A 12,399-nucleotide genomic window follows, 5' to 3' on the forward strand; every position below is an offset into this window, starting at 1 on the left:
GCTTGATATTCTCCCGCAGACAAAAGTCACGTTGGGTCAGACCACTGGATTTGAAGGAAGCTACCATCGCCTCCATTTCTTGTTGACTCGCTCTTTTCATAAGTTTGTTTTTGAAGCAAAATTAGCTGGTCAATGGAGGCTGAAAAATATGCAGTTGCTCGGGTGGATACACCAAACTGGCCCATATAAGGTGCATTTGACTTGGCTTTCTCATGCAAAGAAAGAACATGTCAAGCACGCTTTCAATGTGACGCGGCGAAATGGGATCAAGACCTATCAAGAATTTGGACAGGTTTTGAGGGATTCAAAAAGTCAGTTAAAGTAAAAATGATAAATTCATTTATAGGTTACACACAAAGATTCACTGATAAACCCAATACAGCCATCTATTTTATTAAACTTTCTTCTTTCCATCGGTCTTAATGTATATGTCTTAATCATGCCGGGATACCCATTGCAAAGTAACTGAAACTTTACTTCTATGTATTTATCAATTGATTTATTTTCCAAATAAGGACTACCATCAATATCATGATACAAAAAATCGTCTTTTGCTATATCATTACAACCTTTTTCAATCTCTAATGCACTATCACAAGAACAGCCAGAAAATAAAAGAAGCAAACAAATGATAAACTTTCTCATAATTACAACAAATGTTTAGAGTCCGACAAAATAAAGCTATAATGAATATCTGTAATTCTTTGATTATTTAATTCAAAGAAATTTTTTCGATTTGAATCAGACAACTTGCTTTTAAGCGACTCCAAAATATAAAAATAAAATGGAACACTACCTGAGTCCGTTTTAAAGAAATATCCCATTCTTGAAGAATTTTCTGCCAAATTTAAGCTAACTTCAAATAGTTTTTCAGGAGTAACTCTTTCACTATTTTTTTCATTTAATAAAAATTCACTATAGAAATTAGTAAACTGTTTAAGATTTTCGGAATTATCTTTAAATAATAATTCTGATTCCTGCTCAATCATCTTTTTGGTTAAAACTGAAACACCTTTCAAATAATCATTTAAAAGTGAATTTTTAGGACTCCCTACAATTTTTTCACCTAAAACGGAATAGGCTTCAGATATTATAGCATCATTAAAGAAAAATAGATTTAAAATCAAAGTACTATTTGACAAACTTTTATCAGTTTTAATAGAGTTTTCGAATGAATTCCATACTTGCTTTATTTCTCTAGCTTTTTCCTGTTTTAGTTCAAGGTTTTCAGCACTGATTGAAATCAAATCTAAATACAATTCTTGGATACTACTCTCCATTTCAACCACTAAATTATTATAGGATATAATTTTACTTAGACTAGAATTAGAAATAGAATAATCATTAAAACTTTTTTTATAGAAATCCAATATCTCACTTTTACTATAATATTCAAAAGTAAATGAAGAATTCTTTTTAAAGAAATTAATATCAACATCAAATGGCCTTTCGCTGAAGATCTTAAGATAATTAAAGGCCAAATCTTCAAATACAGCTATTTTATTTTCTTCTTTTGCCTTTTTTAAAGCGTTCATTGATATACAAGCAGCTAAATATTCCTTTAACCTCGTATTATCATTTTGAAAAATAATATAAGATAGTACAATATCTACATCTGGATCATATCCTAAATCTGAATTTTCACTATAATATTGAATTTGACTCAGTTTTTCAAAAACGTCTTCATTCAAAAAATTTTGTTTAATCATAACAGGCCTATTAAAAATCTCTCTGAATAGCCTAGCTTTTTCATTTAATGCCTTATACTTATTACTTAACGGATTGAAATGTTGTAAATTGGTAGAATGGAAAATTGAATTATTAAAATCTAATATCATGAAACTCTCATAATAACCCTTTTCATGATTTTCTACTATTTGTTTTAGCTTATAATTTGCTCCAACAGGGGAATTCAAATATATATTTAATCCTCCAACAACTAATATTAAAACAATCAAATAAGGAATAAAACTATTTAATAATATCTTCAATCTATTATCCATTTCACTGGATCTTTTAACAACAAACGAATTAAAGCTCAAAATTATCATGACAAGAATGAAACCAAAAAGAAAAACAAAAATTAAAGATTTCTCTAATAAAAAAATCGATCTAACCATTGATGTATCTAAAAGGTTAAAATTTCGAGCAATTATTTCATCAAACTGATTCAATCTATTCGACAAAACCTTATCTACATCTTCAATAGCAGTAAAGGTTAAGGACTCAATGGTCCCAATATTTGTTTTTAAAATTTCGTCAAATTTAGAAAGATTGGATGATATACTTGAATCAAATTGACTAATTCTTTCTTGAAATTTTCTATCAAACTCTGCAACTATTTCTAACCCTGACCCTTTCAAATTATTTATTGATGGAGACCATGCATTAGTAAAATAGTCTGAAGTTCCTCTACCTAAAATCCCTGAAACAGCATTTATTGGCTTTTCAACAAATAAGGATACTGCACCGCCAAAAGCTTTCTTTAAAAATCCTGAATTACTCTTCTGTGGAATAAGCATCAGGAAAAAGAATATAGGAAAAATTAATCTAATTTTTAAGTTCATTTTATTTCACAGTTTATTTTACAATACAATTTTTGCAACTCATTGAAATTAAGGGAAATTGAATAAATTCAAAAAAAGTATTTACTTTCTTTGAAACAACGCCAGTTTCTAAAACTAACGGAATCAACATCGGTGGGATATAGGTCTGAGATGGTAAAATCCCCTCCTCTACCTCAAAATCAAACCGAAAGGCCTGATCCACCCTCAGTTGCTCCAACTCCAAATAGAGCCGATTGGCCTCCAGTTCTTCCTCCAGAGTCACCCAATTTTTCGTCGAACTCTCCAAGACATAGCGGATCAGCTTAGAAAACTTGATCAGGTATTCACTCGCCTGCTTTGGTTCTTGAGATTGGATAAAATGATGGATGGAGTTGAGGCAATTGAAAATAAAATGGGGATTGATCTGTGCACGCAGAGCCTTTAGTTCACCTTCCGCTTTGCTCAGGCGAAGTTCCGTTTCTTGCTTTTTTACATCAGCCTCCCGGCGGGACCGATATATCACGAAGATGATAAAGGCAAAAGCCAAAACTACCGGTACAAGACCAATTAAAAGAGCTAACCCTATATCCACTGAAGACTGATCAGAGGATAAATCTTCACTCTCGGCAAGCTGGTCCTGAAGGGCGAGCAAAAAAACAAAAAGCATGAAAAAGGAATTGGTGGTAAAACTCACCTAAGATATTGAATTTGAGAAAACTACTTACTCCTTTCAAAGAAAAAACATGAGTTTTCTCATAAAAATTATGCGATTCCAATAAATGGAATTGTTGATAGAATTGGCCTGACCATTGGTAATAGAGAATTGATCATTGGTCTTTGCTAATGGAGAATTGATTATTAGTCATTGGTCATTGAGCATTGGTAATTGATCATTGAGCCTTGGTCATTGATCATTGGTAATTGATCATTGGTAATCGCTCACTTCCTCATATACCCCTCTCTCACCGCCTTAAACTCCGAGCCTTCTTTCCAGTTGGGCCATCCGTCGGAGTTGGCCAAGCTTTTTCCTACGTTGTAGAGGACTTGGACATCGTCTACGGCACCATCCAGATTCCAGCGGCTGGTGTTGTATTCATCAGAAGGCTTGTGGTAATAGACCGCCACGTATTCATCCTGAAGGGATTTGCCGTATTCCTTTCCTTTTTCCACATGGTCGATTCCTGTACCGAAATACAAGGCGGGGATTCCGATCTTGGCAAAGTTGAAATGGTCGGAACGGAAGTAGTAGCCCGCCACGGGATTGGGTTCGGGTGCACTGTAGCGGCCCAATTTCTCCAGTTCCACATTGAGCAGGTCTTCCATTTCGGATTGTCCAGAACCGATGATGGACACGTCCTTCATCTTGCCATAAGGATTGATCCCGTCCATATTGATATTGGCGACGGTCTTTTCCTTGGGATAAATCGGGTTTTCGGCATAGTAGGCCGAACCCCAAAGTCCCTGTTCTTCTGCAGTCACTGCCAGGAAAATCACCGATCGGTCGGGTTTTTGGTCGGTTGTAAATGCCTTGGCCAAGGCTAAAAGGGCTGCAGTTCCGGAGGCATTATCCAAAGCTCCGTTATAAATGCTGTCCCCGGTTTCGTCGGGTTTTCCGATTCCGAAATGATCCCAATGCGCGGAGTAAATGATGTATTCCTCGGGTTTAGTCTTTCCGGTGAGTTTGGCCATCACGTTTTGGGAAACGTTGTATTCGGCCTCCACCACAATGGATGCGGAAAGATTGACTCCCAAATACATGCCCTCAAAACCTGGCTTTCTGGCTGCTGCCAAAAGTTCAGAGTCATTTTTTCCTGCCAATTCAAAAAGCTTCTTGGCGGAAGGCAAAGTCAACCAACCCTCAAATCCCAGTTTGTAATTTTCCTTTCCCCGATCATCCAAATACAAAATCGGCTGATGGTGCTTACCTTGAACCACATTAAAGCCATACCCTGCCGGAATGGTGTTGTGGACAATCAGGCAACCCAAGGCTCCCTGACGAGCAGCTTCTTCATACTTGTAAGTCCAGCGACCGTAATAGGTCATGGTATTTCCCTTGAAAAAGGAGGCGTCTTCGGTACCGAAACCCGGGTCATTGACCAGTACAACCACGATTTTACCTTTGACATCCAAGCCGGCATAGTCATTCCAACCGTATTCAGGGGCCACGATTCCGAAACCAGCAAATACCACCTCAGCATCGGAAATTTCTACCAGAGAATCCGTCTTTTGAGTCCAAATCACAAAGTCCTCAAAGCCTTTGAGAGAAACCGTGGAATTGGAATTTTTGAGCTCCATTGTTTCGGCAGACCTGCTGACTATGGACACCATGGGAACATCCTGATAGTAGGAATCTCCATTTCCAGGCTCCAGACCCATTTTTTTGAATTCATCCTCCAGAAACTTCACCGTAATCTCTTCCCCTTCAGTGAAAGGCCTCCTTCCCTGAAATTCATCCGAAGCGAGTTGGATCAGGTTGGGTTCGAGATCAGAAACCTGAAATTGATAGTGGGTTTCTTCTTTGGAGCAGGCGACTAAAGCAACAACAGCAATAACGGCGATGGGAAGGATTCTTTTCATATTTTCAAAGGAGGTGGTTTCAAATGGGGCTAGGAAGCCAATTTATTTTTGGCCTTATGAATATCAAGTTATTCATTTTTATGGGTTAATAAATCAACTTCTTTTTGAACTAAAACTGGAAAGCAATAAATAAATCCTCTAAATTTCATTTATGGAGGAAGATATCCGATGGCATCAAAGGCTAAGTCACTATTCCAAAGCACTCACTCAATTGGAGCAGGCTGTAGCCCTTTCCAAAAAGAGGGAATTGAGTTCTTTGGAGCAACAAGGATTGATTCAAGCCTTTGAGTTTACCCATGAATTGGCTTGGAATATCTTGAAGGATTACTTTGTCCATCAGGGCAATTCAAGCATTACTGGCTCAAGGGATGCAACTAGAGAGGCCTTCAGAAGAGGTCTTATCGAGGATGGTGAAAGCTGGATGGAGATGATCAAAAGCAGAAATCAATCTTCCCATACCTATAATGAGGAAGTTGCGACGGAAATCTCAGCCCAAATCAAGATGGTTTACTTTGGCTTATTGAAAGATCTGGAGGGCAAACTCTCCAAACTCCAAAAACAGGATCATGGATAAATTCGGACTTTCTGAAAAGGTGATTCAAAAAATCCAGGCCATTTTCCAACGACATCCCCATGTGGAAAAGGTGATTGTTTATGGATCGAGGGCCAAAGGAAATTTCCGGCCCAACTCCGATATCGACTTGGTGATTCAAGGAGAAAAGGTAGACTTTTCAGAATTACTTCAAATTGAAAATGAATTGGATGATTTGCTGCTCCCTTACCAAATTGACCTTTCTGCCTTGCATTTTATCCAAAGCAGTCCAGACCTACTTTCACACATCGGCAGAGTTGGGAAGACTTTTTTCAAGAAAAACGCAATGAAGGTAGAAACCTAAAATTCAAAGCTCCCGGATCCGAATATTTCTGAAAAGCACTCCCTGACCCTCGCTTTGTAAACCGATATAGCCTGACTTCAATGGAGTCCCATCCACTTTGACCGCCGGATCAAACCGATTGGCTACTCCTCCGCCAATCTGAGGAAAACTGTAAGTCAAAACCGTATCCCCATTGACCAAATGATGGACAATCGAGTCTTCGTAAACAATCAGTTCGGCCTTCACCCATTCGTCCCATTGGAAAGTGGGAGAACTGGAATTGATGCAATGCCGCTCATCGATTTTTCCTTCGAAAACCACATCTGTTCCCGGGCTGCACATATTTCCAGTAGGCCGGGGTTCTCCTTCCTTTTCCTCTGCCAGCATTTGATATTCCACGGATATTGGCCAATCCTGCTCCTTCAAAATAGTCTCAGGAGCCTGGGAATGAAACATTACCCCGGAATTACGGAAAGTGTAGCTTGGCGCCGATTCCAGAAACTGCTCGGTAAACCGATACTCCCAAACGAGGTGAAATCGGGAAAATGGCTTTTCGTAAAACAGATGTCCAAAACGATCTTCAAAACCCCCATACCCATCATAATTCACTGCAATCGCTCCCTCTTCCACACGAAAGGTGTTGGCATAATTGTCCCCAACTTCGTGGTGATGGATTTTTGGAGTCCAGCCTGTGAGATCCTTTCCGTTGAACAGCACTTGCCATTCTGAGTCTGTGGATTCAGTGGTGATTTGTTCCTTTTCAGCTTTTTGGCAGGAGAAAAAGAAGAGGATGGCGATAAATAAAATGTGGGTTTTCATGGCTTGTAAGTAAAGTGGTCTGTGAGGACACAGACCACGGAGATTTTTAAACTACTTCAACATTCGATATTCTTTATTCGATATTCGAAATTAAAGGCTTTAAAATATCGAATACCGAACACTGAATGATGAATATTGAAGCAGACTTGAATCAATGACTCCAATCGTAGCTATCGACCTGCTCCAAGCAAGCCACCAAAAGCGAAATCGAATCGGCAATATCCTTTTTATGCGCCATCTCAATCACCTGATGTAAATGACGGGTTGGGATGGAAATCGCCCCGGCAATCGCTCCCTGCTTGCCCATCCGCTGCACTCCGGCAGTATCTGTGCCTCCTGCCGTCAGGATTTCCGGTTGCCAAGTGATGGCTTCCTTGTCAGCGGTTTGCTTCATAAACTCCACCATGCGGTAGTCGCAGATCGTCATGGCATCCATGATTTTGATGGCGGTTCCTTTACCCAATTCGGTGACTTTCTCATGGGCCTGAGCCCCAGGAACATCAAAGGCAATGGTCGTATCCAAGGCAATTCCAAAATCGGGATTGATGCTGTGCGCAGCTACATTGGCTCCCCGAATCCCTACTTCCTCCTGAACGGTAAACGTGGCATAGACATCATAGGCAGGATTTTCCAGCATTTTTAAAGCCTCAATTAGGATAAATACCGCTACCCGGTTGTCTATTGATTTGCAGTTGACGCAGTCGCCCATTTCGATCAGTTCCCGATCCCGGGTCACTGGATCACCGATAGAAATGTATTTTTCCACTTCCTCTTTAGGCATTCCCAAGTCAATAAAAAAGTCGGTGGTTTTGGGAAGTTTATTTCGCTCCTCCTGACTCATCACATGGATAGGCTTACTGCCCATCACTCCTACCAAGTCTTTTTTCCCATGGACAATCACCCGCTGCGCGGTCAGGGTCTTGGGGTCAAATCCACCCAAGGTATGAAATCTCAAAAAGCCCTGCTCGTCAATATGAGTGACGATAAAGCCGATCTCATCCAAGTGGGCAGCGACCATTACCCGCTTTCCGTCCGGGTTTCTCTTGCCTTTTTTGATGGCAATGACATTGCCCAGATTATCGGTTTTGACTTCGTCGGCTAAAGGAGTGACCAAGTAGACCACCAGATCACGAACTCGTTTTTCAAAGCCCGGAGCGCCGGCGATTTCACAGATTTGCTTTAGAAGGGGTACGTTTATTTCCATAAAGTTTTAAGGCATTTTTTTCAATCCTGAAATTAAGTCAATTGATCTAAATGCCTAACCCCATCCAACAAAAAAGCCTCTGAATCCATAGATTCAGAGGCTTTTAAATTTTTTCAGTAAATTGAATAGATAAGGGGATTTAAAACCTACCGAATTGTCTAATTCTTCAACTGGTAACTACCATCTTCCTGCTTGATAAATCTGAAAATCGCCTGTGATCTTGGAATTTTCTTGACAAAAGTAGATTCCGATCCATTGAAAAGCTGATCAAAATCTGCTTCTCTTGTTGCCAAGGTATATCCATTAAGATTCCCTTTCTCCAAAAAGCCCACAACAATGTAGAAATCTGCTCCTGAATGAAAGGCCAAATACTCGCTATCTGAATAGCCTAAATCTATCTGCTCTGCTGTAGCATAAGGTGCAACAAACATTAGAGTATCCCAAGGCCCTGGATTGATTTTGGTGAAATCAACTCCAATTTCATTTTCATTGATTTTTTCAAAAGTGTAAGTGTATTCTTTTCTTTCCAAGAGCGAACAACTGGCAAGAAATCCAAAAAGCAATAATTGGGTCACTATGTTTTTCATCGTTTTTTGAGAATTTAAATTACTACTCCCCACGCTGCTGCTGACCAAAAACAAGGTAGGCTTCGATCAAGCTACCTTCTACCCAAAAAAGGCGTAGTTCTGCTTTGTCCTTAAGAAATAAATAAGAATAATCTAAGCTTGAAGGCAAAGAATCAGGAACATTGGCGATCAGTTTTGCATCACTCTTGGTTCCAAAATTTCTTACTTGATATGCCTTGGGATATCGATTTTTAAATTCCTTCAGCGTCAATGCTTCGAGGGCAAGTCCATCCAAACTAACTGCATTTAGATTTTCGAATGCTAATTTATGCGTTTTGCCTTCCTCTGAAATTACTCTAAAATCATTACCTAAATACTCAGTAAAATTTCCGATGACCGATTCTTTTTTCAAATCGAAGTTTTTAACCAAAATCTCAGTTTCTTCTTCAAAAACTGGTTTCTCACCTACTTTAAGCACTTCAAAATCCAGTTCCTCCCGATTGGAAATCACATGAATAAATTCAGCTTGATCTTCCAAACCCAACCAGATTGCGGTGTCTGAAGGAAAAAAGGAAACTGTGGAAATTACACCTCCCTCTCCTGCAACACTTGGTTCTTTTGAGGAAATTTGGGTCTTGGAGGTATTTGAAGGACCTTGACAGGAAAATAATATGACGAATAAAATTCCAGAAAAGGCTATGTTTCTAGCCATTAAAATTTGATCTGTTTTGATCTGTTTTGATCTGTTTTGATCTGTTTTGATCTGAAATTATTTTTCATTTTTAAAAGGTTTTGAAAAGATTGATTTTACTTAGGTTGAAAACGAATTTTTTACGGCCATAAAAATTTCTTAGGCAAGAAAGGGTATCCCATCTCAAAAAACAAACTCAAACGAAATAATTTTTATTCAAAATTTTCTGAGCTATTGATTTTCAATACTTAAAATTTAATTCAAAATGCATCCAGCCTATTGATTAACTTAACTTCTCTTGAAAAAATTCTAAAACCTTATTCCAACAAAAAGCCCCTGAATCTGTGGATTCATGGGCTTTTCAAATTTCAAATTTTTTATTTCAAATTAATAGGCTCTGACCACTTTGCCCTCCATGTAGTTGGCAAAGGCGCGGTTTACTACCCGCATACCGCCTGTGGTCGGATAATCTCCGGTAAAGTACCAGTCTCCCAAGTGATTGGGAATGCATCTGTGCAGGTTATCTACTGTTTGGAAAATCACTTTTACCTCCGCCCGAATCTCCGGCGTAGTCACGATTTCGGCGACCTTATCCGAAATCTCTTCATCACTGAAGTTGCTGTACACCCCTTTGACAAAGTTTTCCAAGGAATTGGGGTTGGCCACACACTGCTCGTACACTTCGTCCAGCACATTCTCCATCTTTCGTTCTTTGATCAGGGCAATCGCCGCACGGAAAGCAATGAATTCCTTCATTCGGGACATGTCAATTCCATAGCAATCCGGGTAACGGATTTGAGGAGCGGAAGATACGATCACTATCCGCTTGGGATTCAACTTGTCCAAGGTGGTCAGAATGCTTTTCTCCAGAGTAGTCCCACGGACAATGCTGTCATCAATCACTACCAGCGTATCTACTCCCGGACGGATCACCTCATAGGTTGTATCATACACACTTGCCACCATGCTATCCCTATCCTCATCGTTGGTGATAAAGGTCCTGAGCTTGACATCCTTGCTGACCAACTTTTCCACTCGTGGCCGGAAGCTGAGCAACTCGTCCAAGTCTCCCACATGCGGCTTTCCGTCGAGCAAAACTTCTTTTCTTTTGGTCACCAGGTATTCGTCCAGACCCTCGATCATGCCCAAGAAGGCGGTTTCTGCAGTGTTGGGGATGTAAGAAAAAACCGTGTTTTTCAGGTCAAAGTCAATCGCCTTCAGTATCTGAGGGATCAAAGCCTTACCCAAATTCTTCCTTTCCTGATAGATATTCGGATCTGTTCCTCGGGAGAAATAGATCCGCTCAAAGGAGCAGGATTTCTTTTCTCTGGCTGGCAAGATCTCCTCCTCTGCGTAGGAACCATCCTTATTGATCACAATGGCATGTCCGGGTTGTATTTCCTTGATGGCTTTGAAATCAATATTGAATGCGGATTTGATCGCAGGCTTCTCAGAGGCAATCACCACCACCTCATCATCTGCGTAGTAGAAGGCCGGACGGATTCCTGAAGGATCTCGTACCACGAAGGAGGACCCGTTTCCGATCATTCCGGCCATGGCATATCCACCGTCAAAATCCCGACAGGATCTTCTCAGAATTCTTGCCACATCCAGTTCATCTTCAATGATGTGCGTAAGCTGCTCGTTGGTATATTGATGCTTGTACTTGTCAAAAATCCGCTGGTTTTCCTCGTCCAAAAAGTGACCGATTTTTTCCATCACGGTGACGGTATCTGTTTTTTCTTTGGGATGCTGACCCAATTGGACAAGTCGATTAAAAAGCTCTTCGTTGTTGGTCATGTTGAAGTTGCCCGCCATGACGAGGTTTCGGCTTCTCCAGTTGTTCTGTTTGAGGAAAGGATGGCAGGTTTCGATGCTGTTTTCCCCGTGGGTTCCGTAGCGGAGGTGTCCCAGCCAAACTTCCCCTGAGAAGGCGATGTTTTCCTTGAGCCATTCCCCGTCACTCAGGGCATCGTGACCACCGATCTTTTTCGCCTTTTTGTACTTTTTTCCGATTTTATCAAAAATATCATTGACTGCAGAAGGCTCAATGGATCGGTACCGGCTGATGTAGCGGGTCCCCGGTTTGGTGTTGATTTTAATGTTGGCGACTCCTGCGCCGTCTTGTCCCCTGTTGAGCTGCTTTTGCATCAGGACATAGAGTCGGTTGGCTGCAAATGAGGCTGTTCCGTATTTATCGATGTAATATTGAGTGGGTTTTCGGAGCCTGATTAAGGCAATTCCGCACTCGTGTTTGATAGCATCACTCATGGAGAAAGACGAAGGTTCTTTTGAGAATTCAAAGGTAAGTGTTTTTAAAAGATTTATTCCTGTTAAAAAGTTCTCTTGAATGGAATAATCTATGGCTTACTGTAGAAGTGAACTTAGCATCCAAGCCAACTTATCCATTTTTCACACACAAATTGCGGAACTTTTCCACAGTTCTCCCCAGCTTATTTCCTAAAAAACCTTCAAATCTGGCTTTGGGGACACTTGGTACGGCTTTGGCGATATGGTTAACATCTTTGGAAGATACGCTTCCGAAATCAGAATCCGGACTCTGATGATTTGTAAATGAAAACAATTGCCTCATCCTATTCGCCTGATAAGCAGCTCTTACACTAAGGTAGAGACTTTGAAATCGAAAGGTACTGATGCAAGTAAACCAAAACCACAAAAAAACATGAAAAAGACCATTTTAATGTCCGCCCTTTTGGTAGCTGGTGCTGCCTTTGTTCAACCAGCAGTAGCCGCAGTAGCTACTGAATCCATGGAAATCATCCTTCAGGAAGAAAAAGTTCAAATCAATCCAGATGAGCTTCCAGAACCAGTAAAAACAGCCATCGTCGGTGACGAATCTCTTCAAGGTGCTGCTGTGGCAGAAGCTTGGAAGATCACCAAGGAAGACGGAACTGTTTATTTTAAGATCACCTTTGCCAATGCAGAGGGTACCAAAATGGACAAAAACTACGATCCAGAAGGAAATGAAATAAAATAAATGCATTTTCCGCCTGAATGAAGTCGAAATAATGGGCCTGATACGCAATTTATCCAGGTACTGGGCATCTTCGCGGAAAAGCATTTGACTCAATAAGGTGATAGAAACCTTCAATAAAAAAGC

Annotated in this window: 13 protein-coding genes; 3 read left to right on the forward strand and 10 right to left on the reverse strand. The window is 40.3% G+C overall.

Annotated features, from left to right (window positions below; translation table 11 throughout):
* The 5 genes from tnpA to AAA943_RS21115 all read right to left on the reverse strand — a co-directional run.
* On the reverse strand, positions 1-100 hold a 100-nt coding region (gene tnpA, locus AAA943_RS21955; RefSeq protein WP_420915618.1), incomplete at its 3' end, for an IS66 family insertion sequence element accessory protein TnpA.
* 236 nt (positions 101-336) lie between these two features.
* Positions 337-645, reverse strand: a complete 309-nt coding sequence (locus AAA943_RS21100) for a hypothetical protein (RefSeq protein ID WP_338226379.1) — start codon at positions 643-645, stop codon at positions 337-339.
* 2 nt (positions 646-647) lie between these two features.
* Positions 648-2,567 carry a hypothetical protein gene (locus AAA943_RS21105; protein WP_338226380.1) on the reverse strand — a complete coding sequence of 640 codons (1,920 nt, stop codon included), beginning with the start codon at positions 2,565-2,567 and terminating at the stop codon, positions 648-650.
* Positions 2,568-2,580: 13 nt separating this feature from the next.
* Entirely contained in the window at positions 2,581-3,213 is a 633-nt protein-coding gene (locus AAA943_RS21110; protein ID WP_338226381.1) for a sensor histidine kinase, read from the reverse strand.
* Between the two features lie 272 nt (positions 3,214-3,485).
* Positions 3,486-5,123 (reverse strand): M28 family metallopeptidase, encoded by a 1,638-nt coding sequence (locus AAA943_RS21115; RefSeq protein WP_338226382.1) that lies wholly within the window; start codon positions 5,121-5,123, stop codon positions 3,486-3,488.
* Between the two features lie 151 nt (positions 5,124-5,274).
* Here AAA943_RS21115 and AAA943_RS21120 point away from each other — a divergent pair, with 151 nt between their 5' ends.
* Positions 5,275-5,697, forward strand: a complete 423-nt coding sequence (locus tag AAA943_RS21120; RefSeq protein ID WP_338226383.1) for a nucleotidyltransferase substrate binding protein — start codon at positions 5,275-5,277, stop codon at positions 5,695-5,697.
* A complete protein-coding gene (locus AAA943_RS21125; RefSeq protein ID WP_338226384.1) occupies positions 5,690-6,019 on the forward strand; it encodes a nucleotidyltransferase domain-containing protein in 330 nt (109 codons plus the stop codon). The genes AAA943_RS21120 and AAA943_RS21125 overlap by 8 nt, the downstream gene beginning before the upstream one ends.
* Before the next feature lie 3 nt (positions 6,020-6,022).
* Here AAA943_RS21125 and AAA943_RS21130 read toward each other — a convergent pair whose 3' ends face one another.
* From AAA943_RS21130 to AAA943_RS21150, 5 genes are all read right to left on the reverse strand, one after another.
* The gene (locus AAA943_RS21130; RefSeq protein ID WP_338226385.1) at positions 6,023-6,817 is read right to left on the reverse strand and encodes a 3-keto-disaccharide hydrolase; all 795 of its coding nucleotides are present in this window, start codon (positions 6,815-6,817) and stop codon (positions 6,023-6,025) included.
* A gap of 151 nt (positions 6,818-6,968) precedes the next feature.
* Positions 6,969-8,021, reverse strand: a complete 1,053-nt coding sequence (locus AAA943_RS21135; RefSeq protein WP_338226386.1) for a M42 family metallopeptidase — start codon at positions 8,019-8,021, stop codon at positions 6,969-6,971.
* A 158-nt stretch (positions 8,022-8,179) separates the two neighbouring features.
* A complete protein-coding gene (locus AAA943_RS21140; RefSeq protein WP_338226387.1) occupies positions 8,180-8,608 on the reverse strand; it encodes a hypothetical protein in 429 nt (142 codons plus the stop codon).
* A gap of 22 nt (positions 8,609-8,630) precedes the next feature.
* On the reverse strand, positions 8,631-9,065 hold the full coding sequence (locus AAA943_RS21145; RefSeq protein WP_338226388.1) for a hypothetical protein: 435 nt from the start codon (positions 9,063-9,065) through the stop codon (positions 8,631-8,633).
* 600 nt (positions 9,066-9,665) lie between these two features.
* A complete protein-coding gene (locus AAA943_RS21150; RefSeq protein WP_338226389.1) occupies positions 9,666-11,549 on the reverse strand; it encodes an amidophosphoribosyltransferase in 1,884 nt (627 codons plus the stop codon).
* Positions 11,550-11,961: 412 nt separating this feature from the next.
* On the opposite strand from AAA943_RS21150, the gene AAA943_RS21155 reads away from it, so the two are divergent.
* Positions 11,962-12,276 (forward strand): hypothetical protein, encoded by a 315-nt coding sequence (locus AAA943_RS21155; RefSeq protein ID WP_338226390.1) that lies wholly within the window; start codon positions 11,962-11,964, stop codon positions 12,274-12,276.
* Positions 12,277-12,399 lie beyond the last annotated feature (123 nt).

The sequence above is a fragment of the Algoriphagus confluentis genome, assembly GCF_036245625.1.
Taxonomy (GTDB): domain Bacteria; phylum Bacteroidota; class Bacteroidia; order Cytophagales; family Cyclobacteriaceae; genus Algoriphagus; species Algoriphagus confluentis.

What these genes read in the sequence shown, in the direction of transcription:
- AAA943_RS21115 (WP_338226382.1), bottom strand. Translation starts at nt 5,123, where the DNA reads ATGAAAAGAATCCTTCCCATCGCCGTTATTGCTGTTGTTGCTTTAGTC.
- AAA943_RS21150 (WP_338226389.1), bottom strand. Translation starts at nt 11,549, where the DNA reads ATGAGTGATGCTATCAAACACGAGTGCGGAATTGCCTTAATCAGGCTC.
- AAA943_RS21110 (WP_338226381.1), bottom strand. Translation starts at nt 3,213, where the DNA reads ATGCTTTTTGTTTTTTTGCTCGCCCTTCAGGACCAGCTTGCCGAGAGT.
- AAA943_RS21155 (WP_338226390.1), top strand. Translation starts at nt 11,962, where the DNA reads ATGAAAAAGACCATTTTAATGTCCGCCCTTTTGGTAGCTGGTGCTGCC.
- AAA943_RS21135 (WP_338226386.1), bottom strand. Translation starts at nt 8,021, where the DNA reads ATGGAAATAAACGTACCCCTTCTAAAGCAAATCTGTGAAATCGCCGGC.
- AAA943_RS21100 (WP_338226379.1), bottom strand. Translation starts at nt 645, where the DNA reads ATGAGAAAGTTTATCATTTGTTTGCTTCTTTTATTTTCTGGCTGTTCT.
- AAA943_RS21120 (WP_338226383.1), top strand. Translation starts at nt 5,275, where the DNA reads ATGGAGGAAGATATCCGATGGCATCAAAGGCTAAGTCACTATTCCAAA.
- AAA943_RS21125 (WP_338226384.1), top strand. Translation starts at nt 5,690, where the DNA reads ATGGATAAATTCGGACTTTCTGAAAAGGTGATTCAAAAAATCCAGGCC.
- AAA943_RS21140 (WP_338226387.1), bottom strand. Translation starts at nt 8,608, where the DNA reads ATGAAAAACATAGTGACCCAATTATTGCTTTTTGGATTTCTTGCCAGT.
- AAA943_RS21130 (WP_338226385.1), bottom strand. Translation starts at nt 6,817, where the DNA reads ATGAAAACCCACATTTTATTTATCGCCATCCTCTTCTTTTTCTCCTGC.
- AAA943_RS21105 (WP_338226380.1), bottom strand. Translation starts at nt 2,567, where the DNA reads ATGAACTTAAAAATTAGATTAATTTTTCCTATATTCTTTTTCCTGATG.